The 26,258-nt window shown below is 69.3% G+C and carries 20 protein-coding genes and 1 pseudogene; 17 read left to right on the top strand and 4 right to left on the bottom strand.

The window, feature by feature from the left end:
• The first annotated feature begins 191 nt into the window (after positions 1 to 191).
• The 5 genes and pseudogenes from AC6JBM_RS00835 to AC6JBM_RS00815 all read left to right on the top strand — a co-directional run.
• Positions 192 to 635, top strand: a complete 444-nt coding sequence (locus tag AC6JBM_RS00835; protein ID WP_497981683.1) for a hypothetical protein — start codon at positions 192 to 194, stop codon at positions 633 to 635.
• A gap of 49 nt (positions 636 to 684) precedes the next feature.
• Entirely contained in the window at positions 685 to 1,008 is a 324-nt protein-coding gene (locus tag AC6JBM_RS00830; RefSeq protein ID WP_497981682.1) for a transposase, read from the top strand.
• Complete coding sequence (locus tag AC6JBM_RS00825) at positions 1,005 to 1,790, top strand: IS3 family transposase (protein ID WP_497981681.1); 786 nt, start codon at positions 1,005 to 1,007, stop codon at positions 1,788 to 1,790. The genes AC6JBM_RS00830 and AC6JBM_RS00825 overlap by 4 nt, the downstream gene beginning before the upstream one ends.
• Positions 1,730 to 3,079: an IS30 family transposase gene (locus AC6JBM_RS00820; RefSeq protein WP_497986495.1), complete on the top strand. Its 1,350-nt coding sequence runs from the start codon at positions 1,730 to 1,732 to the stop codon at positions 3,077 to 3,079. Before AC6JBM_RS00825 ends, AC6JBM_RS00820 begins: the two co-directional genes overlap by 61 nt.
• A gap of 10 nt (positions 3,080 to 3,089) precedes the next feature.
• A pseudogene (locus tag AC6JBM_RS00815) lies at positions 3,090 to 3,386 on the top strand (integrase core domain-containing protein); the annotation flags it as partial.
• A gap of 132 nt (positions 3,387 to 3,518) precedes the next feature.
• Here the strand turns inward: AC6JBM_RS00815 and AC6JBM_RS00810 are convergent.
• Positions 3,519 to 3,662: a hypothetical protein gene (locus tag AC6JBM_RS00810; protein ID WP_497981680.1), complete on the bottom strand. Its 144-nt coding sequence runs from the start codon at positions 3,660 to 3,662 to the stop codon at positions 3,519 to 3,521.
• 806 nt (positions 3,663 to 4,468) lie between these two features.
• On the opposite strand from AC6JBM_RS00810, the gene AC6JBM_RS00805 reads away from it, so the two are divergent.
• A complete protein-coding gene (locus AC6JBM_RS00805; RefSeq protein WP_497981679.1) occupies positions 4,469 to 5,110 on the top strand; it encodes a DUF4145 domain-containing protein in 642 nt (213 codons plus the stop codon).
• A 538-nt stretch (positions 5,111 to 5,648) separates the two neighbouring features.
• On the opposite strand, the gene AC6JBM_RS00800 is transcribed toward AC6JBM_RS00805, so the two are convergent.
• A complete protein-coding gene (locus AC6JBM_RS00800) occupies positions 5,649 to 5,981 on the bottom strand; it encodes a hypothetical protein (RefSeq protein WP_497981678.1) in 333 nt (110 codons plus the stop codon).
• A 25-nt stretch (positions 5,982 to 6,006) separates the two neighbouring features.
• Here AC6JBM_RS00800 and AC6JBM_RS00795 point away from each other — a divergent pair, with 25 nt between their 5' ends.
• On the top strand, positions 6,007 to 9,468 hold the full coding sequence (locus tag AC6JBM_RS00795; RefSeq protein WP_497981677.1) for an ATP-binding protein: 3,462 nt from the start codon (positions 6,007 to 6,009) through the stop codon (positions 9,466 to 9,468).
• A 79-nt stretch (positions 9,469 to 9,547) separates the two neighbouring features.
• Positions 9,548 to 10,921: an FAD-binding oxidoreductase gene (locus AC6JBM_RS00790; protein WP_497981676.1), complete on the top strand. Its 1,374-nt coding sequence runs from the start codon at positions 9,548 to 9,550 to the stop codon at positions 10,919 to 10,921.
• Here AC6JBM_RS00790 and AC6JBM_RS00785 read toward each other — a convergent pair.
• The gene (locus AC6JBM_RS00785) at positions 10,918 to 11,370 is read right to left on the bottom strand and encodes a DUF2267 domain-containing protein (RefSeq protein WP_497981675.1); all 453 of its coding nucleotides are present in this window, start codon (positions 11,368 to 11,370) and stop codon (positions 10,918 to 10,920) included. The two genes, AC6JBM_RS00790 and AC6JBM_RS00785, sit on opposite strands and share 4 nt — an antisense overlap.
• Positions 11,371 to 12,119: 749 nt before the next feature.
• Between AC6JBM_RS00785 and AC6JBM_RS00780 the strand changes: the two genes are divergently transcribed.
• The 7 genes from AC6JBM_RS00780 to AC6JBM_RS00750 all read left to right on the top strand — a co-directional run bounded on the left by AC6JBM_RS00780 (position 12,120) and on the right by AC6JBM_RS00750 (position 23,609).
• Positions 12,120 to 12,737 (top strand): glycoside hydrolase family 31 family protein, encoded by a 618-nt coding sequence (locus AC6JBM_RS00780; RefSeq protein WP_497981674.1) that lies wholly within the window; start codon positions 12,120 to 12,122, stop codon positions 12,735 to 12,737.
• Positions 12,734 to 13,528: an NAD-dependent epimerase/dehydratase family protein gene (locus tag AC6JBM_RS00775; RefSeq protein ID WP_350624350.1), complete on the top strand. Its 795-nt coding sequence runs from the start codon at positions 12,734 to 12,736 to the stop codon at positions 13,526 to 13,528. Before AC6JBM_RS00780 ends, AC6JBM_RS00775 begins: the two co-directional genes overlap by 4 nt.
• Positions 13,529 to 13,625: 97 nt before the next feature.
• Positions 13,626 to 16,328 (top strand): glycosyl hydrolase family 28-related protein, encoded by a 2,703-nt coding sequence (locus tag AC6JBM_RS00770; RefSeq protein WP_497981673.1) that lies wholly within the window; start codon positions 13,626 to 13,628, stop codon positions 16,326 to 16,328.
• Between the two features lie 32 nt (positions 16,329 to 16,360).
• Entirely contained in the window at positions 16,361 to 19,036 is a 2,676-nt protein-coding gene (locus tag AC6JBM_RS00765) for a glycosyl hydrolase family 28-related protein (protein ID WP_497981672.1), read from the top strand.
• Between the two features lie 17 nt (positions 19,037 to 19,053).
• On the top strand, positions 19,054 to 19,338 hold the full coding sequence (locus AC6JBM_RS00760; protein ID WP_497981671.1) for a hypothetical protein: 285 nt from the start codon (positions 19,054 to 19,056) through the stop codon (positions 19,336 to 19,338).
• On the top strand, positions 19,335 to 21,992 hold the full coding sequence (locus AC6JBM_RS00755; protein WP_497981670.1) for a GH116 family glycosyl hydrolase: 2,658 nt from the start codon (positions 19,335 to 19,337) through the stop codon (positions 21,990 to 21,992). The genes AC6JBM_RS00760 and AC6JBM_RS00755 overlap by 4 nt, the downstream gene beginning before the upstream one ends.
• Positions 21,993 to 22,004: 12 nt before the next feature.
• Entirely contained in the window at positions 22,005 to 23,609 is a 1,605-nt protein-coding gene (locus AC6JBM_RS00750) for a glycoside hydrolase family 13 protein (RefSeq protein ID WP_497981669.1), read from the top strand.
• Here AC6JBM_RS00750 and AC6JBM_RS00745 read toward each other — a convergent pair.
• A complete protein-coding gene (locus AC6JBM_RS00745) occupies positions 23,593 to 24,405 on the bottom strand; it encodes an alpha/beta hydrolase fold domain-containing protein (protein ID WP_497981668.1) in 813 nt (270 codons plus the stop codon). The two genes, AC6JBM_RS00750 and AC6JBM_RS00745, sit on opposite strands and share 17 nt — an antisense overlap.
• A 308-nt stretch (positions 24,406 to 24,713) precedes the next feature.
• On the opposite strand from AC6JBM_RS00745, the gene AC6JBM_RS00740 reads away from it, so the two are divergent.
• Together AC6JBM_RS00740 and AC6JBM_RS00735 are read left to right on the top strand one after the other, a co-directional pair.
• A complete protein-coding gene (locus AC6JBM_RS00740) occupies positions 24,714 to 25,082 on the top strand; it encodes a helix-turn-helix domain-containing protein (RefSeq protein WP_497986763.1) in 369 nt (122 codons plus the stop codon).
• A gap of 51 nt (positions 25,083 to 25,133) precedes the next feature.
• Positions 25,134 to 25,550, top strand: a complete 417-nt coding sequence (locus AC6JBM_RS00735; RefSeq protein WP_497981667.1) for a hypothetical protein — start codon at positions 25,134 to 25,136, stop codon at positions 25,548 to 25,550.
• The last annotated feature ends 708 nt before the right edge of the window (positions 25,551 to 26,258 follow it).

Genomic DNA, 26,258 nt, shown 5'->3' with positions numbered 1-26,258 from the left:
GGTCCACGGAGGCCGTTCATCGAGCCAATCACGATCGGTGACATCATTCCCAGCTACCGAGCGCCCACAGCGGCAACGCCGTACACCGGATTCCGGCTCCCGACCGAGTCCGCCGGGTCGCGTGGAAAGATCACTGGTGTTGGAACTCTGGAAGGAGCGCGCTGATGGGTTCGTCTGCATGGTGGTACACCGTGGACTACCAACCCGATGTCAACGCCGCGCTTCAGCAGCTTCGGCAGCAGGTCTACGAGCGGGGCGACTACTACCGCCAGGCCCACGACCCCGACCTGGACCTGACGGAAGCCGAATTCCGGGACAGCCTCGCCCCACGCGACACCAACCCCGAGCGCTACGACGCCATCGTTGAGGATTGGCTGGAACGCAAGTCCAGACCGGTGGCGGCCGACCCGGACTCCCTGTTCGCAGCACAGCCGCACTCGGGAACCCACTCCATCATCGACATGATCTACGGCGTATCCGCCGAGCCGGCATTCGCGACGGTCTCCCCGCTGGCCGCCGACAACCTGATGTACACCTTCGGCACGCTAAGGCCCTCGGCAGACCAGGTGGAGGCCTGGATGAGCGCTCATGTCGCCGATGAACGGGATCGCTGGGTCGGCACGTACTGGGCCTGACCCGCTTTGACGGACATCCGAGATCAGGAGACTTGGGGTCTCCGGGAGGATGTCCAGCATCATGGAGAGCGTGGGGAAGAAGCGATCGCGGCCGCGGCGGGCGTTCACGCCGGAGTTCAAGGCTGAGATCGTCGAGTTGTGTCAGCGCGGGGATCGCACCGTTGGGCAGGTAGCCAGGGATTTCGACCTGACCGAGACCGCGGTTCGGCAGTGGGTGAAGCAGGCCGAGCTGGACGCCGGCACCCGCGATGACGGGCTGACCTCGGATGAGCGCGCGGAGCTGGCGCGGTTGCGGCAAGAGAACCGCCGGCTGCAGCAGGATGTCGACATCCTGAAGCGGGCGACGGCTTTCTTCGCGAGGGAGACCCGGTGAACGTGTATCCGTTCATCGAGGCGGAGCAGGTCGGCAAACACAGCGTCAAACGCGCGTGCGAGCTGTTGAAGGTCTCCCGGTCCGCCTACTACGCCCGCAATGAGCGCAGCACCCGCGAGCTGGTCGACGAGCAGCTCACCATCAAGATTCTCGAGGTGCACGCGGCGTCGAACGGCACGTACGGGGCGCCGCGGATCCACGCCGAGCTTGCCGACGCGGGCCTGCGGCATGGCCGTAAACGCATCGCCCGGCGGATGCGGGCCGCCGGGATCTGGGGCAAGAGCCCACGCCGGTGGCAGGCCACCACGATTCCCGACCTGACCGCCGCAGCGCGGCCGGACCTGATCGGCCGGGATTTCACCGTCGACCCGGCGGCGATCGACACTCGATGGTGCGGCGACATCACCTACGTCAACACGTGGGAAGGCTGGCTGTATCTGGCCACCGTCATCGACCTCGCGTCGCGCCGGGTCGTGGGCTGGGCCGTCGCCGATCACCTCAAGACCGACCTGGTCGACGCCGCCTTGACCGACGCGCTGCGCCGCCGCCGGCCCCGCGACGGGCTCATCTTTCATTCCGACCGCGGCTGCCAAGGCGAATTCAACCGATCGTCGCAACACCTTCATCGCGGAGGTGGGCGATGGGTAGGAACACGAAGCTGGAGCGGGTGCCGGAAGGGGCGCGGAGGCAGTGGGCGGCGGACCGGGCGTTGCGGGCGCCGATGCGGTCGCCGGGTCGGCCTGAGCCGTCACGCGCGGTGCAGCGGCAGTTCTGGCGGCTGATCGCGACGGGGGTCACGACGGTCGAGGCGGCGCTTGATGTTGGCGTGTCGTGGCCGGTGGGGGCGCGCTGGTTTCGGAACGCTGGAGGCATGCCGCCGATCAGCCTGGACGAGCCTTCGGGCCGCTATCTGTCCTTCGCCGAACGGGAGGAGATCGCGCTGCTGCGGGCGCAGGGCAAGGGCGTGCGGGAGATCGGCCGCAGGATCGGCCGCGACGCGGGGACGATCTCGCGTGAGTTGCGGCGCAACGCCGCAACACGCGGCGGCAAGCTGGAGTATCGGGCTGTGGTGGCGCAGTGGAAGGCACAGCAGGCGGCCAAGCGTCCGAAGACAGCCAAGCTGGTGTCGAATCCGCGGCTGCGCGAATACGTCCAAGAGCGCCTGAGCGGCAGCGTCCGCCAGCCTGGCGGCGAGCTCGTGACCGGGCCGAGGGCTCGGGCCTGGAAGGGACGCAACAAGCCCCGCCGGGAGGACCGCCGCTGGGCGACCGCGTGGAGCCCGGAACAGATCAGCAACCGGTTGCAGCTGGACTTCCCGGATGATGAGTCCATGCGCATCTCGCATGAGGCGATCTACCAATCGCTGTTCATTCAGGGCCGGGGCGCGCTCAAGCGTGAACTGGTCGCGTGTCTGCGCACCGGCCGGGCACTGCGGGTGCCGCGCGCCCGGGCCCGGCAACGCCGCGACGGCATGGTCACCCCCGAAGTGATGATCAGCCAACGGCCGGCCGAGGTCGAAGACCGGGCCGTGCCCGGACACTGGGAAGGTGACCTGATCATCGGGCTGGACAGGTCCGCGATCGGGACCCTCGTGGAACGAACCACCCGCTTCACCATGCTGCTGCACCTGCCCCGCATGGACGGTTGGGGCGTCGAAGCGCGGTCGAAGAACGGCCCGGCCCTGGCCGGACACGGCGCCGAAGCCGTCCGCGAAGCGATCGCCGCGACGATCACCGCCCTGCCCGAGCAGTTGCGCCGCACGCTCACCTGGGACCGCGGCAAAGAACTCGCCCAGCACGCGAAGCTGACGATCGACACCGGCGTGCAGGTCTACTTCGCCGACCCGCACAGTCCATGGCAGCGCGGCACGAACGAGAACACCAACGGGCTGCTCCGGCAGTACTTCCCCAAAGGCACAGACCTCGCCCGCTGGAACACCAGTGAACTCGAAGCGGTCGCCGCAACGCTGAACAGCCGGCCACGCAAAGCGCTCGAGTGGAAGACGCCTGGCGAAGCCTTCAACGAGCTGTTATCGTCCACTCAGGACAGTGGTGTTGCAACGACCGGTTGAAACCGGTCAATACACCAGCGCGCAGCATGCCCGCCTCGCCCGCCAGAACGGGGTGCGGCTCTCGGTCGGCCGCCGGGGTCAGTGCTGGGACAACGCGGTCGCCGAATCGTTCTTTGCCACGATCAAGACCGAACTCATCCACCGCCAGGCCTGGCCCACCCGCACCGCTGCCCGTCAGGCGATATTCGAGTACATCGAGGGCTGGTACAACACTCGCCGCCGGCATTCCAGCCTCGGCTACCTCAGCCCGGCCGCCTACGAAACCCCCACCAAAGTTCGGCCGCTTACCGCCCTCAAGGTAGCTTGAGGATCAACACATCGACCCTGTCCGTCAAATCGGGTCAAGCCCACCCCGGCGGTGCGCTCGCCCGAGCGGGACACGCCGAAGCCCCGGACATCCTCACCGCGAGGAGCCGGGGCTTCTATGACTGACCGATCGCTATTTCAGGAACAGCCCGATGATCGTGGCGGCAGCCAGCAGGATCGGGGCGATGTACGGCGCCCACCTGAACGCTTCATCGCGCCAGGTCAGCGATTCCGTACGTGCGCGGTCGTGTCGTTCGGTGTGTTCCGTCGTCCTCAAGGGTCGTCTCCTATCTCAGGCCAGGGTGGTTGGCCCTCACACGACTGTGGTGAACCGTCTGCGGCTCTACGGTCACACGAAACCGGGTGATCGATGACGGGTGATTTCCTGTCACCCAGCCGTCACCCGGGGCGCCGCGTGGGTGGCCCGCAGGTCGCCTCCGGCAGGCAGGGCCTCCGGCCCTGCACCCGGGTATCGGCCTCCGGCGGCCAGGGCAACCCGCCCTGGACCCGACGCTCCGGGATGCCGGCCGTGGGTGGTTGCGGTAGCCGCATGGCCTCCCGCCGCGCACCGAAGGCAGCCAGACCGCGCCCGCCCACGCCAGACCAAGCCGCTTCGCGGTCGCCTACGGCGAGTCCGGCGCGGACGACCACGGCCCGGCCGGGCGAGCCTGCGCGACGGGATGCCATGCAGGGGAGGTGTGGTTTGGCGGGACGCTTCGCGTCTCCGCCGTTGGCCGGCTGGAAGAGATCTGGGAGACGGTCACGTAAACGCCCCCAGAAGGAGCATCGCAGACCAGCCCTTTGACCAGGCGTTTCGCGATCCGACCGAGCTAGGCGGACGGAGTTGACCTTGTTCACACCGGAGAAGTTGTTCGCTCGACCGCAGCCACGAAAGCCCGGGAGCAACTGGGGAGCAAACGCACTCGCGTCGACCTCACCAGGCCAACCGAGACCGACCCCGACCAACGCCATGACCAGCACATATAGACGTATCCGCAGCGCAACGTGCGCCGTACCCTTAATTCGGGACGAAGAGGCCGTCGATTCAGACCGTCCCGTTTCGCCGCGAGTAGGCTGCCCGCCATGGCTGGCCACAACAACATTGCGCACTTCGGGTCGAATGGATCGAACGTGTCGCTCCTCGACACGTACCAGGACCGAGCGTTTAGGGCGCTCACCTGCCCCCACTGCGGCAGCATCGCCACTGGGGCCGTGATCGCGATCGTTGTGAACGAAACGCCTGGTGTGCGCTGGATCCGCTGTCCGGGATGCGGCAACGGCATCGTTGAGAACAACGGCCGCCTCTCCCCCAGCCCCAAGCTCGGCGAGAACGTTGACGGCCTTCCGGCGGAGGTCGCGGAGGCGTACGACGAAGCCCGCCGGACGGCAGGAATCGAGGCATATACATCCTGCGAACTGATGTGTCGAAAGATCCTGATGCACATCGCCGTAGACAAAGGCGATCAGGAAGGCAAGTCGTTCGTCACCTACCTCGACTTCATCAAGCAGTCCGGATACATAACCCCACCGATGCAGCCGTGGGCGGACTTGATCCGCTCCCATGGGAACCAGTCGACCCACCGCCTGCAGCCGGCCAGTCGTGAACGCGCGCTCAACACCCTGGCCTTCACAACTCAACTGCTGCGCCTGGTGTACGAGATGGACTCGCGAGCGCGGCAGTACACGACGCCCGCCGCCGGGCCAACGCCCGGCGCACAGCCGTGACAACACGTCAGCGATCCGGCTAAACCTTCGCTGCCGGGAGAATCTCGGGAGACGATCTTGCTCATACGACCGCCGACCACCGACGCAGACCAGCAGCTTCCACCGGCCTGAGCTGGCAACTCTCGCCGGGCGGCAGGCTCCGCAACCCGTCTGACCATGCTGGGGGTCAAGGGGTCGTCGGTTCAAATCCCGCTGTCCCGACACGGAAGATGGCTTGAGCTGGGAAAACAGGCTCAAGCCATCAGTGTTTATAGATGATCCAGATGAATACTCCCCGTAAACCCCCCGCTTTCAGTCTCCACGACAGCCCGGCGCCACAGCCCAACGGGCGACGGGATCAGTCGGACGGAGCGGCCCGCATTCGTGCGCCTCGCGCGATCCCCCGAGCCGGGCATCCGAGCTCAGCACCGCCACCGGAATGCCAACGACGCCGTCACCACCCCTCGCTGGCGTCAGCCTGATCACCGCCCGCCAAGTCTCAGTCCTCCGGGTCGCCCACCCAGCCCTGGACGGTAACCCTGTGCAACTCAGCCATCACCTATACACCGCGGGTGAGCTGGCCCGTTTCACGTAGGCGTCGCAGGTTCGTGCCGGCGTCGGCGAAGGCGGTGTGCCAGTCGCCGCGGGCGCGGGTTTTGCCGAGCAGGAGCCGGCGCGTGTCGCTGGTGAAGCGTTCCCAGGTGACCTGATCGACGATGGCGGGTCGGTCGGCGTATTGCGCACGGTGTTCCAGGGTTTCTGCCCAGACGTCGCCTTGTTCGTTCGGCTGGAACGTGGCGATCGACAGCGCCGACGTCACCCCGTAGGGCGTGCCGGGGACGCCCGTCAACAGGCGCCCCGGCAGGTCCCGCTCATACCTGACAGAGATCACGCTGAACCGCCGTTATGGTTGCGGCGTGACGCGGCTCGACTTCCGGATCCTCGGACCGCTTGAGGTGCGGACGCCGGCCGGCGAGCCGCTCGATTTCGGCGCCCGCAAGCAGCGCGCCGTCCTGGCGCTGCTCCTGGTGGATCCCGGCCGGGTGGTGTCGCTGGACCGGATCGTCCACGGGCTGTGGGCCGGCGAGGCGCCGTCGAGCGCGACGGGCACCCTGCAGGCGTACGTCTCCCAGCTGCGCCGGGTGCTCGAACCCGACCGGCCGCCGCGCACCCCGCCCGCCGTGCTCATCACCCGCGACCCGGGCTACGCGCTCGCCGTGGAGCCGTCCCAGGTCGACGCCGCGCGCTTCGCGACGGCCGTCGAGGCGGCCCGGGCCGACCTGCGCTCCGGCGCCTACGACCGCGCGGAACGTTCCCTGACCGAGGCGCTGCGAGAGTGGCGCGGCGCGCCGTTCGCCGACTTCGCCGACGAGGAGTTCGCGGTCGCGCCGGCGGCGCAGCTGACCGAGCTGCGTGACAGCGCGGTCGAGGAGCTCATCGAGGTCCAACTGGCCACGGGTCGCCTCGCCGGCGCCGCGGCCTCGGCCCAGGGCCTGCTGGAGCGCCACCCGTTCCGCGAACGGGCCTGGGGTCAGCTCATGATCGCGCTGTACCGTAACGGCCGGCAGGCGGACGCGCTGGCCGCCTACCGCCGGGCCCGCGAGGTGCTGGACGCCGAGCTGGGACTCCCACCAGGCCCCGACCTCCAGGCGCTGGAGGCGGCCATCCTGCGCCAGGATCCCGACCTCCACCCCGCCGGCAGGGCGCCCGTCACACCGGATATTTCCGAAAAGTCGGTAATGTCAGGCCAAGGTAGCCGAGCTTTCGGAGCGGCGGGGGGTCAGGCGCGGCGCGTGGCCACGGGTGAGGAACGAGGGCCGTCGGCCGGCCGCGGGGCAGCGTTCGCTGGAGGGCCGCCGGCCGGTGACGTCGAGCCGCTCGTCGGGCGGGCGGCCGAGGAGCAGCGCGTCGCCGAGCGCATCAACCAGGCCGGCGCCGGGCGCGGCGGCGTCCTGCTCGTCGTCGGCGAAGCCGGCGTCGGGAAGAGCCTGCTGGCCGAGTGGGCCGCCGCCACCGCCGAACGGCACGGGCTCGCCACCGCCTGGAGCCGGTGCGTCGAGTCCGGGGCCACGCCCGCGTTCTGGCCGTGGGCGCAGGTGCTGCGCGCGCTGCCCGACACCCCGGAGCGCCGGCATCTCCGCGACGTGCTCGCCGGGCGGGGCGAGAGCGAGTGGCGCCGGCAGGACCCCGACGCCGCGCTGTTCCACCTGCACGAGGCCGTGGCCGAGACGCTGCGGGAGGCCGCCCGCGAGCGGCCGCTGCTCCTCGTGGTCGACGACCTGCACGTCGCCGACGCCTCGTCGCTGCAGCTGCTCGCGCACCTCGCGCCGGCCCTGCACCGGCTGCCGATCCTGCTGCTCGCCACGCTGCGGCCGGAGGCCGGCGACGCCGACCCGGCGCTGCGCGAGGCGCTCGCGCTGCTCGCCAACGAGCGCGGGGCGGAGCGGCTGCGGCTCGGGTCGTTCACGGCCGCCGACGTCGCCGACTACCTCGGCGGACGGCCGAGCGCCGACGTGGTCGAAGCCCTGCTCGAACGTACCGGCGGAAACCCGTTCTATCTCAAGGAACTCCTGCGGCTGCTGGCCAGCGAGCACCCCGGCGGCTGGGGCTCGGCGCAGGCCGTCGTGGACACCGGCGTGCCCGAGAGCGTCCGGGACGTCATCTCCCGCCGGGTGTCCCGGCTGCCCGACGACACCCAGGTCCTGCTGCACGCCGCCGCCGTGATCGGCCGCGACGTGAGCCTGCTCGTGCTGGAGGCGAGCACCGACCGGCCCAACGAGGCGGTGCTGGAGGCCCTGGAGCCGGCCGTCGCCGCCGGGCTGCTCACCGAGGTGCCGGGGACCTGGGACTACCGCTTCTCGCACGCGATCGTGCGCGACACCGTCTACGGCGGGCTCAGCCGGCTGCAGCGCGCCCGGCTGCACAAGCAGGTCGGCGAGGCCCTCGAACGCACCGAGGACCCAGCCCTGCTGCCGCTGCTCGTCCACCACTTCACGATGGCCGCGCCGCTCGGCGTCGCCGACCGGGCCGTGCGGCACGCCCGCCGCGCCGCCGAGCTGGCGATGGCCCAGCTCGCCTACGACGAGGCCGCGCGCTACCTGGAGACGGCGCTCGGCGCGACCCGGCCCGGCGCCAGCCAGGACCGCGGCCGGCTGCTCGTCCAGCTCGGCGTCGCCCGCCGCGCCGCCGGCGACGTGGCCGGCACGCGGGCCGTCCTCGACGAGGCGCTCACCATGGCCACCCAGCTCGGCGACGACGAGCTGGCGATCGACGCGGCCACCCTGTTCGGCGGCGTCACCCTGTGGAACTGGCGCCCGTACCTCGGCGTCGACGAACGCATGATCGGCATCCTGCGCGCCCAGCTCAGCCGGCTCGACCCGGCGGACGACCGGCGGCGCGCGATGCTGCTCGGCACGCTCGCGGTCGAGTTGTACTACAGCGCCGACCGCGCCGAAGGCGAGGAGCACGCGGCGCGGGCCGTCGCCCTGGCCCGCGGGAGCGGCGACCCCGACCTGCTGGTCCGCACGCTGAACAACTACTGGGTCGCCGCCTGGGTGCCGCAGCGGGAGGCGCAGCGCCGCGCGGTCGTCGACGAGCTGCTCGCCGTCGAGGCGCTCGCGCCGACCGTCGAGGTGACCGCCCGCGTCCACCGCATGATGTCGGAGACGATCGCCGGCGACCTCGGCGGGTTCGACGCCGATCTCGCCCGGTGCGTCCGGCTGGTCGAGGAGATCCGCACGCCGGTGCTGGGCGCGCAGGTCAGGTACGCGCGGGCCGGGCGGGCCCTCGGCGCCGGCGACTGGGCCACCGCGGAGCGGCTGGTCGACGAGGCGTTCGCGATGCAGCAGCACACCAGCCTCTGGGGCACCCAGTGGATCCGCCTCGCCATGCTGCACACCAGCCGGCGCTTCCAGGGCCGGCCGGGGGACCTGCGCGACGAACTGGTGCGCACGGCCGACGAGCCGCTCCTGGAGCTCCTGCGCCCGATCGCGGTGCTGGCGGCCTGTGAGTCCGGTGACGAGGACCTGGCCCGCGAGTTGGTCGACCGCTGGGGTACCACCCGGGAACACCTCTGGTCCTGGACCTTCATCGCGTTCCAGTGGGGCCTGGTGGCGGCGCGGCTGGGAACGCCGGACCCGCGGGAGTTGTACGACGAGATCCTGCCCTTCGCCGACCAGTGGTCCTCGGTCGGGAGCGGCTGCGCGACGTGGGGCACGCTGCACTTCGTGCTGGCCGAGTTGGCCGCCCGGCTCGGCGCTCCCGCGGCGCTCGAGCACGCGACGGCGGCCCTGACCGAGCACCGCCGGGCCGGCATCGCCCACCTGGTGGCCGCGAGCGAGGCGCAAGTCGCGCGGGTGGCGGCGCAAGTCACGGCCTAGTTGCCCACAATTGGTGCCCCACAGAGTGACTCCTGCACGGCCCCCGCCCCGGGAGCCTCTGTTCTAGGGCAGTTCTTCGATGACGCTTTCTGACATTTCGATAGATGACCTGACCGCCGCCGTCGCCGGCCCGGTGTTCGTGCCGGGCGACGAGGGGTACCCCGCCGAGATCTTCGCCTGGAACGCCGCCCACCAGCACAAGCCGCACGTCGTCGTCGGCGCGACCAGCGCCGCCGACGTGGCCGCCGCGGTCCGCTGGGCCGGCCAGCACGGGCTCGCCGTCGCGGTCCAGGCGACCGGCCACGGCGCGGTACGCCCGGCCGAGAGCTGCGTGCTCGTCTCCACCACCCGCATGCAGCACCTGAGCGTCGACCCGGCCGCCCGCACCGCCCGCGTCGGCGCCGGCGTGTGCTGGGCGCAGGTGATCGAGGCGGTCACCCCGCACGGCCTGGCTCCCCTCAACGGCTCGTCCTCGAACGTCGGCGTGGTCGGCTACACGCTGGGCGGCGGCATGGGCCCGCTCGGCCGCGCGTACGGCTTCGCCGCCGACCACGTCCGCTCGATCGAGATCGTCACCGCCGACGGCGCGCTCCGCACGATCGACGCCGACCGCGAGAGCGACCTCTTCTGGGCCGTCCGCGGCGGCAAGGGCAACTTCGGCATCGTCACCGCCATGGAGTTCGGCCTGGTCGAGGTGGCGTCGCTGTACGCCGGCGGGATTTACTTCGCGTCGACCCACGCCACCGAGGTCCTGCACGCGTACCGCGAGTGGGCCCCCACCCTGCCCGAGCGCACGAGCACGTCGATCGCGGCGCTGCGCCTGCCCCCGCTGCCACAGCTGCCCGAGCCGCTGCGCGGCGCGTTCGTGGTGCACCTGCGCTTCGCCCACCTCGGCCCGGCCGAGGAGGGCGCCGAGCTGCTGGCCCCGATGCGGGCCGTGGCCCCGGCCGTCATCGACGGCGTCGGCGAGCTGCCGTACCGGGCCATCGACGCCGTCCACGAGGACCCGGTCGACCCGATGCCGTCCCGCGAGCGGGGCGCCCTGCTCGGCGGCCTGTCCGCCGAGTCGGTCGACCGCCTGCTGGAGGTCGCCGGCCCGCAGATCGCCGACCTCCCGGTCGTCATGGTCGAGCTCCGGCTGATGGGCGGCGCCCTGTCCCGCCCGGCCGCCGTTCCCAACGCGGTGAGCGGCCGCAACGCCGCGTTCTCGCTGTTCGTCATCGGCCTCGGCGTCCCCGATCTGGCCCCGGATGTCGACGCGGTGAGCGCCGACATCCTGGCCGCGGTGGCCGCCGACACGGTGCCGGGCGGGCTGGTGAACTTCTCGGGCAGCGCGGTCCACGAGGCGCTGCTGGCCAACTGGTCGCAGCCCGATCGCGACCGCCTGCTGCGGGTCAAGCGCTCCTACGACCCGACGAACCTGTTCTCGACCAACCAGGCGCTGCTTCCCTAAGCGCCCGTTCCGGCCAGTTCGCGGTACTCGGCGGGAAGCCGGCCCAGCGCGTGCCGCACCCGCGCGCTGTCCGGCAGCCCGCTGAGTGTCGCGAGGACGACCCGCAGCCCGCGGGTGACCTCGTCCTGGTTGAGCCCGGTGCGCTCGCGCGGGTGCCGGGTGAAGTCCCGCAGCGGCTGCGGGTGGGCCTGCCCGTCGTGCTGGGTCACGTGCCCGGCCAGCTCGATGGGCAGGTCGAGCGCCAGCTCCCGGCCCTCCCCACCGCTGAGCTGCTCCAGCGCGGCCCGGATGACTGATACCGGCGCGACGCTTCGGTCCGGGCCTCCAGCTGGCCCGGACCCAAGGGTCGCGAGGATGCAACGCCGCTGCCGGAGAGGCAGGCCCGTCTCACCGCTGCTGTGAGCCTCGTTAGCCGGCAAGGAGACGGATGCCGAGCAGGCGTCCACCATCCTGGCCAATCCCGCCGTCCCGACGTAGCGAAAGGCCAGCTCAGCTGGCCTTTTTTGTGACATTCGCCGATACGGCGATCGCCTCACGACACGAGTTTTGTCCCGTACGGGCGTACTGTTTGTCATCCCGCAGCGCCTTGACCTGCGGCTTCGCTCCTACGCCCGGCGCGTTCGGGCACGTCGACAATCCGGCTCCGGGACGTCCTGACCCGCGGTTACACGGTTTCGACGGGCGGCACGCCACTCAGCGACCCCTTTGCTCACCCGTCCCGCAGGACGCGCAAAATGTGTCCACTGTGGACGATCATGACACTTCGCCGACACGTACGTCCGTACTGCGATCAACAGGAGCGGTCCAGATCGCACCGGACGCACATCGGCACATCCGAGGCGCGATCCAAAGATCGCCGACGGCCACGCCGGGTGAGCCCACTCAGCTGATCATGGTTACCGGATCTGCCGAGATCAGTGCGCCCGATCAACGATCAGGTCCTCGTCAAGGCTCAAGCGTCGATCTTGGCTGGAGGCCAATCGCGGACAGCCGGTCACCGGAGGGTGCATCGGTGTCGCGCACGCATCGCCCTTCTCCCCAGTAATAGTCTGATCAAACAGTGCACTGCGGCCTCTTCGCGGCGTAGTCCGACAGCGTTTGATCCCTTGACACGCCTCCGCGCTAGACAGTTTAATCTGACTTTAACGCGAGCGTACGGAGCTGGTCACAGGAAGGGGACGCGAAGGTGCACCTGGTCGTGGCCGATCCCATGCGGATTCGGCTGTCGCGAGATCTCGCGACGGCGGTGGGCGAGGGCGTCTCCTGGGACTTCGTCGGCTCGTATCGCCCTGACGTCCTGGCCGAGGTGCTGGCCGGAGCGGACGTCTACGTCGGCTCGAAGCTACCCGCCGTCGCGGCCGTCGACGCCTCGGCCCTGCGGCTGGTGCAGGTTGCGGGGGCGGGGTTCGAGGGAATCGATCGGTCCGGCCTGCGTCCCGGCGCAGTTGTCGCGAACACCACGCATCACGGCCAGGCGATTGCCGAGTACTGCGTCAAGGCGGTGGCCGACTCGACGGCGCGGGGTATTCCGCTGATGCGGCCGCTGTTTCTGGCTTACCTGGACCAGGCCCCGTCATGGGAGGTCGACGACGAGTTCCTCTTCGGCCCGGACATCCTTGCCGTGCCGATCCTGGACTACCAGGCGCGTACGTGCGAGGTCTGGCTTCCCGGCGACGAGACGTGGCTCGACCCGTGGACCGGCCAAAAGTACAAGGGCGGCCAGTTGGTCACGATCGACGTTCCGCTGCAGCGGGCCGCCTTCTTCCTGCGCTCGGGCTCCCCGATGATTGCCGCCGTCGCCGAGGTCGTGCCATGAGCCGGGTTCTCGTCACGGGCGGCAGCGGGATGATCGGCGCCGCCACCGCGCTTGCGCTGGCCGCGGCCGGATACAACGTGACCACGCTGGACATGACGGCCACCGGGCCGCTGCCCGCGCATGTCCGCTGCGACGTACGGGACCTGCACGGGCTGCTCGACGCCCTGAAGGACGTCGACGATGTCGTGCACTGCGGTGGTCTGGCCAGTGACCGGACCGGTCACGAAGACGAGACGTTCTCGGTCAACGTCGCCGGGACCTGCACGCTCCTGCAGGCCGCGGTGCAGGCGGGCATACGCCGGGTCGTATACATGTCGAGCATCAACGCGCTCGGCTGCGTCGGCCCCGGCCGGCCCGAGTACCTGCCGGTGGACGACGACCACCCGCACCGGCCGGTCTCGGCATACCAGATGTCGAAGCATCTGTCCGAGGAAGCCTGCCGCCAGTACGCCCACCAGCACGGGCTGACCGTCATTAGCCTGCGCCCCTGCTACGTCATCCAGCCCGGCGCCAAGGACGGTACGCGTCCCGCCGGGCCCGGCCGCACGGACCTGTTCGCATACATCGACCTCCGTGACGTGACCAGCGCGGTCAACGCCGCACTGGCGGCCGATCTCGAAGGCTTCCACGCCTTCCTCCTCGCGGCGCCCGACCCCTGGGACGGCGCCGGTACCATCCGTGCCGCGGCCGAGTTCCCGGACATACCGCGACGCGGAGCCAACCCATCCCTGGTGGACTGCGGACGCGCCCACGCCCTGCTCGGCTGGGCGGCCCGCTTCAGTCCCGCATAGAGATCGCACCCCTTCCACATCCCGCACCCTCCCTTTGTGATCGACGTCCGCCCGGACGCCGAGCGTGCCGCCGTCCGCTCGTTTCTGGAGGTCAGTGATGTCACACCGGCTCAGCCGCCGCACGTTCCTCGCCGCGGCCGGTCTCGCCGCCGCCGGGATCGCCGCCGCCGCGCGATCTCGTCGCGCCTTCGCCGATGCCCCGCTCGGCAACCTCGTCGGCGGCGTCATCCAGGACCTGCCGGCAAGCTTCTACAACCGGCCCGGCCTGGAGAACATGCCGCACATCCCGTACTCGACCATGGCTGTCAAAGATGTGACGGCCTACGGCGCATACGCCGACGGCAGCCACCCGCAGAACACCGTCGCCGCCTTCAACGCGGCCATCACCGCGCTGGGCACCGCCGGCGGTATCGTCTACATCCCGCCGGGCCGCTACACGTTCCCCGCACCCGCCGGCAGCGCCACCAGCTGGTGGATCCGTGGCGGCACCGCCAAGCTGAACAACATCCACTTCGTGGGCGAGGGCGACGCTTCCGTCCTGGTCTTCCAGCGCGACGCCATGCCCGCCAACGCTTCCACCACCAACCCCCGCGACTCCGGGCAGGGCTGGGAGTTCGACGACGCAATCAACGTATCCGTCCGCGACGTGGCGTTCCAGTGGACGCCGTTCCTCATGACCCGCCACTGCGTCACCGCGACCGCGTTGCTCACGCGCCGGCCAACCAGCGTGCAGGTGCTTCGGGTGAGCGTCGACCACTGCCAGCCCGGCATCATCATGCCCGACGGCACGAACTGCTACATCGTTGACAGCGTCATCCGCAACAGCGCCTCGGACGCCTTCAACCTCGGCGATGCCAACGGCTGCGTCGCGGCGTACAACTGGGCCGAGAACATCACCGACGACGGCTTCGCCAATTTTATGAACACCGATACAAACCCGAACAGCGCCGCCTTCAGCAACGTGCTGTTCCAGTCCAACACCGTGATCGGCGTGGCCGGCGGGCGCGGCATGACCCTCGGCGGCACGAACCACTCCGTCGTCGGCAACTGGGTGGAGACCGCCCTCGCCTCAGGCATCTTCAGCGACATCTCCACGACCAACATCGCAACCCGGCCCAACGCCGTTCTGCGCGGGGCACGCGTCCTGGGCAACACCCTCATGCGCTGCAACTTCGAGATGCGCCCGGACAACCGGGTCCGAACCGGCAACAGCGGCTTCCACGGCGCCATCGCAGTGCACGACCTCGTCGACGACCTGAAGATCCTCAACAACACCATCCTCGGTTCACAGGAGTTCGACATCACGCTCGGCATCGACTCCTGGAGCACGATCACCGCCACGAAGATCGACATCGGCGACAACGTCCTCAGCCACGCCGGCAGCACCGGCATCCGCATGCGGCCCACCTCCACCATCGACGACCTCAAGATTCACTGCAACGAGATCCTGGGCAGCGGCGGCCCGGCGGTCAAGATCGGCGGCTCGGCCACAGCCGTATGGACCAGCAACAATACCGTCACGAACGCGGCCGTGGTCGACTCCGGGGGCTCGGTCTCCGGGCACTTCACCGGCTTCACGGTCGTGGCCACCCAGCCCGACTTCGTGGACACCTACGCCACGATCCGCGCCGCAGGCAACGAAACGGCATGGGACCAACCTTTCGTCCCGTCCACGACCGGCCTGTCATCCTTCAACGTACGCGACCACGGCGCGGTCGGTGACGGCGTCACCGACGACGGCCCCGCCTTCCAGGCCACGCTCGACGCGATCAGCGCGGCCAACGGCGGCATCCTCTGGATTCCGTCCGGCCAATACCTGATCAACCCGATCGCCGGCCACACGACATACCCGAACACGAAGCTCCAGCACCACCTCGGGATCCTCGACCGGAACAAACTGTTCATCAAGGGCCAGGGTGACACCAGCGAGCTGATCTTCACCAACCCCGACTACCACGGCATCCGCTTCGTCAACTGCACCAACAGTTCGGTCGACCGCGTGAAGCTGCGCATGGCCAGCAAGCCGGCGCTGCGCCGCGTCCGGGCGCTGCTGAACTTCTCCGGCACCGACACCTGCTCGATCACCAACACGACACTGGTCGACTCCAGCGGCTCGAACTTCCTGCTCGACTCCAGCCGCCGGACTCTGATCACCAACATGAACAGCCAGGCGGCCGGCAACCACGGCATCCAGATCGAGTCCAGCCGCCAGGTGGAGGTGTCGGGCAGCACGGTCACCGGCAGCCGCGACAGCGGCATCCACATCGGATGGAACGGTGTCATCTACCGCGAGACGCAATACGTCCGCGTCCACGACAACACGGTTGACGGCAGCGCCGAGCACGCCGGAATCAGCGTCAGCAGCGGCGCCAACGTCACGGTCGGCAACAACCAGATCAGCAACACCGCGCTGGCCGGAATCTACCTGGTGGGCCGCGTCGGCGCGTTCCCCATCTACAGCGTCGACATCACCGGCAACACGGTGACCAACGCGTGCTCCTCACCGCTGAACTTCTGCCCAGGCGCGATTGCCATCCACAGCATCCGCGAGGGGTCCGGCCAGACCGACGGGTCGACCATCACCATCACCGGCAACACCATCACCACCGCGCCGTGGGCCGGCATCTGGGTCGGCGGCCAGTGCCCCGTCACCCGGGTCGTGTGGCCGACCGGGCTGCGCTACCTGTCCGAACTGGACACCCTGACCATCAGCGGCAACACCTACAGCGGCCTCGGCGGCACCACCGTCCTCATCGACGCCAACCAGCAGGCCAAGATCAGCCACCTCACGATCATCTGACCTGGCGATGCCCCGCGGAAGGTAGCAACCACATGCAGTACGACATACCCCGAGACATTTCGCGGCGTACGATCCTCGGCGCCACCGCCGCGACCGCCGTCAGCCTGGCCGGCCTGACCGCCCTGGGCAGCCACCCCGCCTTCGCCGATCCGGTCGCGGCCATGGAGCCGGTGGAGAACCTGACCCCCGGCGGGACGGTGACGAACCTGCCCGCCTCCTTCTACGAGCGCCCCGGCCTGGAAGGCATGCCGCGCATCGACTACGCGAGCATGCCCGTGGCCAACGTCGTCGATTACGGCGCGGTCGGTGACGGCCGCACCTCCGTCGTCCCCGCACTCAACGCATCCGTGGCCGCACTGCGGGCGCAGGGCGGCGGCGTCATCTACTTCCCGCCCGGCCGCTACCTGTTTCCGGCACCGGCCCTGCCCAGCAACAACTGGTGGTACCAGGCCGACATCCGCAACGTCCACTTCGTCGGTGAGGGCGAATCCAGCGTCCTGCTCTTCCATCGCCCGGTGATGACCCAGAACGGCAAGGAGGCGCCGCCGTACCCCAGCGGCGCGGCCTGGCAGTTCCAGACGGCCGTCGACGTCTCGCTGCGCGACCTCGCCATCCAGTGGGCGCCGCTGAACCTGTTGCGGCACAACGCGACCGCCACCGCACTGATCATCCGCGCGCCGCAGGCGGTGCAGATTCTGCGGGTCACCGTCGACCACTGCCAGCCCGGCATCATCCTGCCCAACGCCCGGGACTGCTGGATGGTCGGCAACGTGATCCGCAACAGCGGCTCCGACGCGTTCAACTACGGCGGCGCGAACAACTGCGTCGCCGCGTACAACTGGGCGGAGTTCATCGGCGACGACGGCATCGCGAACTGGCACGACAGCACCCGCTACCCCGACAGCACGGCGATCGCCGACGTCCGCTACGTCCACAACACGATCATCAACGCCTGCTACGGCCGGGGGATGACGCTCGGCGGTGCGCGACAGACCATCGCGTACAACTGGATCGAGAGCACGATGGGGCCGAGCGTCTTCAGCGACATCACCACCACGGCCAACCCGGCCACGCTGATGAACGCCGTTGTGCACGACAACGACCTCATCCGCGCGACGATGGAGATGCGGCCGGACAACCGGATCCTGCGCCCCGGCGGGGGCTTCCACGGCACGGTCGCCTTCATCAACAAGGTCGCGACGGTCGCGGTCACCGGGAACCGAGTACGCGGATCGCAGAGCAACGACATCACCGTGGGCATCGACAACTGGCTGCCTGTGGCCGGTTCCAACGTCACGATCTCGGGCAACGACCTGCTCGGAGCACAGGCCGCGGGCGTACGCCTCGCGCCCGGAACGGTGGTCGGCAGACTGGTGATCACCGGCAACACCGTGCTGGACAGCGGTCAGCCGAGCGTCTCCGTCGCCGGGACGGCGACGCAGGTCGCGACGTCGGGCAACGAGGTCACGACGCTGCCAGTCCTCGACGGCGGCACGATCGACGGCGACTTCACCGGGTTCACCCTGTCCGACGAGTCCCATCGCGACCCCTACGGGCCGCGGCAAGCCGAGCCGGCCGAGACCGCGTGGGACGAACCGGGCGAGCAGACCGTCCACGGTCTGAAGCTGGCCAACATCCGCAAGTTCGGCGCCCGCGGCGACGGCGTACACGATGACACCGCGGCATTCCGCGCCGCGCTAGACAGCCTCCCGGCCGGCGGCGGTGTCATCCACATCCCCGCCGGGCGTTACCTGCTGCGACCGGACGCCGCGAACGGCGCCTTCCGCGACACCCGGATCGAACACCATTTCGCGGTCGCCGAACGCGACAACGTCCACCTCGCCGGAGTCGGCCGCCAGAGCGAGATCGTCCTGTCGAGCCCCGACCACCAAGGCATCCGTTTCATCGCCGGCGAAGGCTGCTCGGTATCCAAACTGCGCATCACCCTGCCGCGCCGGCCCGATCTGCGGCACAACCGGGCACTGCTGGACATCAGCGGCGTCAAGAACTTCTCCGTCACCGATGTCGAGCTCGCCGGGGCCAGCGGCAGCAACCTGCTGGTGGACACCTCGACCGGCGTGCTCGTGCGGGGCGTACGCACCGAAGACGCGAACATGTACGGCATCGACGTCGAGGCCAGCCGCCAGGTACGCATCACCGGCTGCACAGCAGTCGGCAACCGCGACGCCGGAATCCAGATCGGCTACGCCGGAACGGTCTTCCGGGACGCGCAGTTCGTCCGGGTCGACGCCAACACCGTTTACGGCGTCAGCGAAGGCGCGGGCATCCAGCTGAGCAGCGGCACCAGCGTCGTCGTCACCGGCAACACGATCCGCAACACCTGCCAGGCCGGGGTCTACCTGTGGGGCCGCTCGCCGCTGTTCCCCATGTACAGCGCCGACATCACGCAGAACACCATCACGGCTGCCAACACCGGAGCGTTGTGCGTGACCCCCGGCGCGATCTCCATCCACAGCATCCGCGAGTCCGCCGGGATGACCGAAGGCTTCGTCACCATCACCGGCAACACGATCGCCGACACGCCGTTCAGCGGCGTATGGGTCGGCGGGCAATCGCCGATCGGCAAGATGTTGTCGCAGCTCAACACCCTGACGATCACCGGCAACACCCAGGTGAACGTCGGCGGCAGTCCCGTCCTCATCTACCCCGACCAGCAGGCGATGATCGCCAACCTGACCATCGGCTAACAGGAGCACGCGTACCAATGAAGATCGTCAAGGTAGCGACATACCGGCTGCCGCCACGATGGCTGTTCCTCGCGGTGTCGACCGATGAGGGCATCACCGGATGGGGCGAGCCCGTCGTCGAGGGCCGCTCGGAGACCGTGCAGACCGCGATCTCCGAGCTGTCCGACATCTCCACCGACGCCGACGTTCGCGTACAGGACGCGCAGGTGCTGCGAATCCACGGGCGGGCGCTGCGGGTCTCGGAGGCCGTGGCCGCCTTCCGCGCCGGTCATCCCACGCCGGACACGGGCAGCCTCCGATGAGAGCGATCGCGCACCATCAGGGAAGGCACATCGCACTGCCCCTCGGCGGGATCGGGACGGGCAGCTTCGCGATCGGCGCGGACGGCGGGCTGCGCCAATGGCAGCTCACCACCATCGGCAATCATCTCGGCACGCTTCCAAACAGCTTCTTCGCCCTTCGCGTGGCGCGGACGGAGCCGCCCGTCGACGTCCTGCGGGTCCTGCAGGCTCCCCCGCCACCCGTGCCCGGGCCGGTGACACCGCTGGTCAACGACGACGTGATCCCGTCCTGGCAGCGCGAACTGCCTGACGGGGTGACGGCGACGACCTTCCGCGGCTGCTACCCATTCGCCCAGATCGACTATCACGACCCCGCGCTGCCGGTGACGGTGTCGCTGGAGGCGTTCACCCCGCTCGTACCACTGGATCTCGATGCCAGCGGCCTGCCGGCCGCAATGTTCACCTTCACCATCACCAATCCCAGTCCGCTCGCCGTGCACGGCTGGCTGGGCGCCGCGCTGCAGAACGCGGTCGGCTCGGACGGCACGATCCCACCCGACGGCTGTTCCGCTCCCGGCTACGGCGGCAATGTCAACCGGCTGCGGCGTACTGCAGGATGGACACAGCTCGTCCTCGACAACCCGTCCGCGACCGGCCCCGGTGCTGGGCAGATGGTGCTGGCCTGCGACTCGGCGGATGCCCCGGCCGCTCTGCAGTGGACACACCCGGACCAGTTCCTGGCGTTCCTGCGCGGCCGCCACCCGGCCACCGACCGCCACCACCGCGCGGCGCCCTGTCCGCCCAGCCCCGCCGGCACGACATGGGCGGCGGGACTGGCAGCCGGCTTCGCGCTCGCTCCCGGCGCGACGGCCGCTGTCCGGGTGGTCGTCGCCTGGCATTTCCCGCACGCGTACGCCGACTTCCAGCAGTTCGGACCGCCGCGTCCCGAACGGCAGGACCGGTTCGTCCTCGGAACCCGCTACAGCACCCGGTTCGCCGACGCGATCGACGTCGCCGAGCACCTCGCCGAACGGTGGGGGCCGCTGCGCCAGGCCTCGCGGACGTGGACGGACACACTCCTGAACTCCAGCCTGCCCACAGAGGTGGCCGAAAGGCTTGCGGCACAGCCGGTCGCCTTGCGTACGCCCACGACACTGTGGGCAGCGAACGGCAAGTTCTTCGGATTCGAAGGCGTCCTCGGGGCGTCCACCCGAATGTGGGCCGGCGACATCGGCGGCTCCTGCGCGATGAACTGCACCCACGTCTGGAACTACGCCCAAGCGCCCGCGCAACTGTTCCCGGCAATCGAACGCGACATGCGCGAGACCGAATTCGACGTGATGCAGGCCCCAGACGGGCACCTCCCGCACCGCGTGATCGTGCCGACCTACCTACCCCAACTGTGGGACGGCATGGTCGGGGCGCCGGGCCATCCGGCGGTCGACGGGATGCTCGGCGCGGTCCTCAAAACCTATCGTGAAGTGCGGTCCGGGGCCGGCCTGGACTGGCTGGACCGCTACTGGCCGCGCGTACTGCGGCTGCTGGAGTACATCCGCGCGACTTGGGACCCCGACGCGACAGGCATTCTCACCGGTCGCCAGCCGAGCACGCACGACATCGACCTGCACGGGGCCAACCCGTTCATCGGCACGCTGTGGCTGGCGGCGCTGCGCGCGGCCGAGGAGATGGCGTACCTGATGGCGGACTCCGCTGCCGCCGAACAATTCCATTCGCTCTTCGACTCCGGCGCCACCGGATACGACGAGCTGCTCTGGAACGGCGAATACTACGAGCAGGCGCTCGCCGGGGACACGACGTTCCAGTGGGGTGGCGGTTGCCTGTCCGATCAGCTGATCGGACAGTGGTGGGCACACCAGCTCGATCTCGGCTACATTCTGCCGGCCGAGCACGTACGCACGGCGCTGCGCTCCATCGTGCGCCACAACCTGCGCAAGGGTTTCCGCGACTTCGCCCACGGGTTCCGGGTGTTCGCCGACGCGGACGACACAGGCCTGTTGCTGTGCACCTGGCCGCGCGGCGGGCGTCCCAACGTCCCGACCCGGTACGCCGACGAGGTATGGAGCGGCGTCGAATACCAAGTCGCCGCGCACTGCATCCGCGAGGGCCTGACCGACGAGGGCATGTCCATCCTGCGCGGCACATGGGCGCGCCACGACGGCAGCCGGCGCAACCCTTACAACGAGATCGAATGCGGCGACCACTACGTGCGCGCGATGGCCGGCTGGACCGTGCTGGACGCCTTGACCGGCCGGCAGTTCGACGCGGTCACCCGGACCCTCACCGTCGAACCGTCGACGGCCTTGGCGCCAGAGCGCGACGGAACTGCCTGTTTCCCGTTCATCGTGGACACGGCCTGGGGAGCCATCCGGTACGCCCACGGCAGCCTGACCGTCGAATGCCGCTATGGAGACCTGAAAGTCGACCGGCTCAGGCTGCCAGGGCTGGACTGGACGACGGCGACCGCCCTCGTCGACGAACGTGTGCAGACAGTGGGCGTGACCGCCGAACAGACGGGCTGCACGGTCACCTTCGCCTCGACAGTATGCGTCCCCGCCGGTGCGACGTTGCGGCTGACCGGAGACGGGTCATCGCCCGCGCGTTCCTCGACGCCGCAGCGCGCGGCACAGCGATCGGATCGGCCGTCGAGCAGCTGATACCGATTACCAATGAAAGGAGCACACGTGTCCACAGTTGACCCTCAGTGGTGGCGCCACGCTGCGATCTACCAGATCTACCCGCGCAGTTTCGCCGACATGAACGGCGACGGCATCGGCGACCTCGCCGGCATCCGGTCCCACTTGGAATATCTGCACGACCTCGGTGTCGACGCGATCTGGTTGAGCCCGTGGTACCCGTCGCCCATGGCGGACGCGGGCTACGACGTAGCCGACTATCGTGACATCGACCCTGTCTTCGGCACGCTCGCCGAGGCAGAAGCCCTCATCGCCGAGGCGCATGCCGTCGGAATCCGGACGATCGTTGACATCGTGCCCAACCACACGTCGACCGCGCACGTGTGGTTCGCGGAGGCGCTCGCCGGAGGCCCCATGCGCGACCGGTTCTACTTCCGCGCCGGACGCGACGGCCGGCCGCCGAACAACTGGGAGTCCATCTTCGGCGGGCCGGCCTGGACGCAGGTGGCCGACGACCAGTGGTATCTGCATCTGTTCGACTCCGGCCAGCCCGACTTGAACTGGGACCATCCGGCCGTACGCGCCGAGTTCGACGACATCCTGCGGTTCTGGTTCGACCGCGGCGTAGACGGCATCCGCATCGACTCGGCGGCCATGGTCGCGAAGGACCCCGCGCTACCCGACTTCGATCCGCTGATGCCACCCGACCCGCATCCGTGGATCGACCGCGAAGCACTGCACGAGCTCTACCGCGGCTGGCGGCGCATCGCAGACTCCTACCATCCGTCGCGCGCGCTCATCGGCGAGGTGTGGCTGCCTGATCCACAGCGCTTCGTCCGGTACCTGCGCCCAGACGAGCTGCACACCGCCTTCAACTTCGACTTCCTGGGCTGCCCCTGGGACGCCAAGGCGCTGCGGCGGTGTATCGATGAGACGCTGACGACACACGCCGCCGTCGGCGCCCCAGCCACGTGGGTGCTGTCCAACCACGACGTTACCCGGCACGTCACCCGCTACGGTCGTATGGACACGGGCTTCTCGCACGATCTGCGCCAGGCCCGCCACCAGCTGCCCACCGACCTCGCACTTGGTACACGCAGAGCCCGGGCCGCGGCACTGTTGACCCTCGCCCTGCCCGGCTCGGTCTACGTGTACCAAGGGGAGGAGCTGGGACTGCCCGAGGTGGAAGACATCGCGGCGGCGGACCGCCAGGACCCGATCTTCCTCCGGTCGGCGGGAACAGATCCAGGGCGCGACGGCTGTCGCGTACCGCTGCCCTGGTCGGGTTCGGCGCCGCCCTATGGCTTCGGCGGGACCGGCTGGCTGCCGCAACCCGACGATTGGGCCGAGCGAACGGTAGCGACACAGATCGCCGACGACCAGTCGATGCTCAACCTGTACCGACGCGCGCTCCGGCTGCGGCGTGCCCTGCCCGGACTCGGCGACGGGCCGTCCGAATGGCAGGACAGCGCCGATGACGTCCTCGCCTTCGACCGTCCGCACGGATTCACCTGCGTGGTCAACCTCTCCGCCAGGCCGGTAGCCGTGCCAGCGGGAACGGTACTGATCGCGAGCACACCCATCATCGACGGCGTGCTGCCTCCCGACGCCGCGGTCTGGGTCAGCACCGCCCTTTGAGAACGTCGTCGAGGAAGTCCGCGCTCTGCTCGATAAGGCCGCCGATGTCGTCGTGTCCGTTGAAGCAGTGCGCGGCACCCTCCACCACCACAAGCTCCGCACGTGCGCCCTGCGCTTGCAGCGCCTTGGTGAACGCAACGCCGTCGCTGAGGAGAACCACCTCATCAGCCGTCCCGTAGACGTTGAGGAACGGCGGCGCCTCCTGGTGAACGTGGCTCATCGGGCTTGCCCACGCGGCGAACTCGGTCCGCTCCACAAGCTCGCCGCCGAGTAGGTCGGCCAGCGCTCCTTCCAGTGAAGCGCCGGCGTACAGCCGCAGGTCCGTCGGGCCGTACCAATTCACGACCGCTCGCAACGACGCATCGTCCCTGCCGAGAAGGCCGGCAAGACACGCAAGGTGCGCGCCCGCGGACTCGCCCAGCGCGGCGAACCGGGCCGGGTCGAGGTTCAGCTGCGCCGCGTGGTGGTGCAGCCATCGCAGGGCAGCCTGTACGTCGACGAGCTGCGCCGGGAACTGCGCCTCACCGCTGAGCCGGTAGTCGACGTCGGCCACGGCGTACCCGTGTGCGAGGAAGCGCTCGTGGAACCGATGCGGCGAGATCGAACTCGGCAGCGACACGCGGCTGCCCGCCCGCCAACCGCCGCCGTGAACGTAGACGAGCACGGGGAACGGACCGTCACCCTCCGGCAGGTGCACGTCGAGGCACAACGGCCGGAAGCCCGGGACCACCGAGTAGGCACAGTCAGCGTACGTGACCGTCGGGCGGCGTCTGGTTGGCGGGAGGAGCTCGGTCATTCACCTACTGTATGGGCCATGAGCGCCTTGCACGGGCCCGAGAGATCAGTTGATACATGAGGGCGTCAGCGCGCAGGATGGCGACCGTCGGGTCACCCGGCGCGGCGGCCTCCCAGACATCCAGCCACTGCCCGGCGTGCCCGGCCGCATTGCCGAGCACCCAGAGCCGGCGTGCCCGCAGCTACCAATCCCGGCCGGTGGCATCGATCAGGTCGCGAGCCGCGGTCCAGTCGCCGCGGTCGACGGCCCGGTCGCGTTCGACGCGCAACTCCAGGTCAGGTGACACGCCGGTCAACGTTCTCCGGTTGATGTTGGGTGGGGTTCAAGCTGTCGGGATGGCGGAGCCTGTGCGGGCTCGCCGGCTCAGTGATGACGAGGGCCGGCGACTACAACAGATCGTGCGGCGCGGGACTGGGTCACCGATCCGGTTGCGGCGGGCGATGGTCATCATGGCTTCGGCCAGCAGGAACACGGTCCCGGCGATTGCCCGGCTGGTCCAGGGCGACGAGGACGCGGTGCGTGAGGTGATCCGCCGGTTCAACGAGATCGGTCTGGCCTGCCTGGACCCTCGGTGGGCGGGTGGCCGTCCCCGCCGGATCAGTGAAGACGACGTAGCGTTCATCGTCGCGACGGCCACCACCAGACCACAGGCGCTCGGCCAGCCGTTCACCCGGTAGAGCCTGCGCAAACTCGCCGATTACCTGGCGCATAACCGCGGTCCGCGCCGCGTGGTCGTGGGCCGGGAACGGCTCCGCGAGTTGTTGCACCAGCACGACGTCACCTTCCAGCGCACGAAGACGTGGAAGGAGACCAACGACCCGAACGCCGAGGTCAAACTCGCCCGGATCGAGGAGGTCAGCACGGCATTCCCGGACCGGGTGTTCGCGTTCGACGAGTTCGGGCCGCTCGCGATCCGGCCGCATGCCGGAGCAATCCTGGGCCCCAGCCGGGCATCCGGACCGGCTGCCCGGGCAACTACCACAAGCTGCACGGTGTCCGGCAGTTCCACGCCTGCTACAGCATCGGCGACGACACCATGTGGGGCGTCGTGCGCCGCCGTCACCGCCCAACGCCGAGAACACGCCAGAATCCGCTCCGGACGGCAACGCCGCTGGGGTCAGACCACCGCTCAAGCGGCGGCCTGACCAACCCGGCCAACGCTTCCGGTCAGAGCACTAGCAACTTGCCGGAGTGCGCACTGACAATCCCCACCGTGTCGTCGAGGGCCGCGATGGCGAGGTACGGTCCGTACGGGCTGTATACGGTCGGCCAACACGGAGTAGGACGACATAGACGAGGAGTTGCCCCAGTCTTCGCGAGCGATCTGAACTCGACCGGAGCCGATGAGCCAATGCCATCTGCGCTTTGAGTCGTCGGCCGACGACATGTCCACCGAGTGCTCATCGGCCCAGGAAAAGTTGTTGTAGTCGCCGGTCAGTTGGTCGAGTAAGGCTCCCGTCCGCGCGTCCCATACTTGTACATGGTTCGGCGAGCCGCCGGAATACGAGGTCGAGGTCAGGATGGCACCTCCACCTGGACTCCAGTCCACGTTCGACAAGTTTTCGCGCTGCGTCGTGAACCGGGAAAGCGTGCTGCCGGTGCGCGCATCGTGAACCTCGACAACGCCTCGCACCTGGGCGTCGCGGCCGCTGGCGGTCCAGATCAAGAACATACGGCCGCCCTCGCCGGACGAAGTCAAGTACTCACTGTCTCTAAAAGCGTCACACCGGAGTGATCGGTCGGGTCCACGACGATCGAGTGCCCGTCGGACGGGTAACGGGCGAATGCGCCGTGCTCGTCGAGGTAAGCCGTCGCGGCGCCGGTCTGGCGGTCGTACAAAGTAACGGCCCCGT

The organism is Dactylosporangium thailandense, from assembly GCF_059739745.1.
Note: the sequence above shows the minus strand (reverse complement) of the source record. Positions and strands in the feature narration are given on the sequence as shown.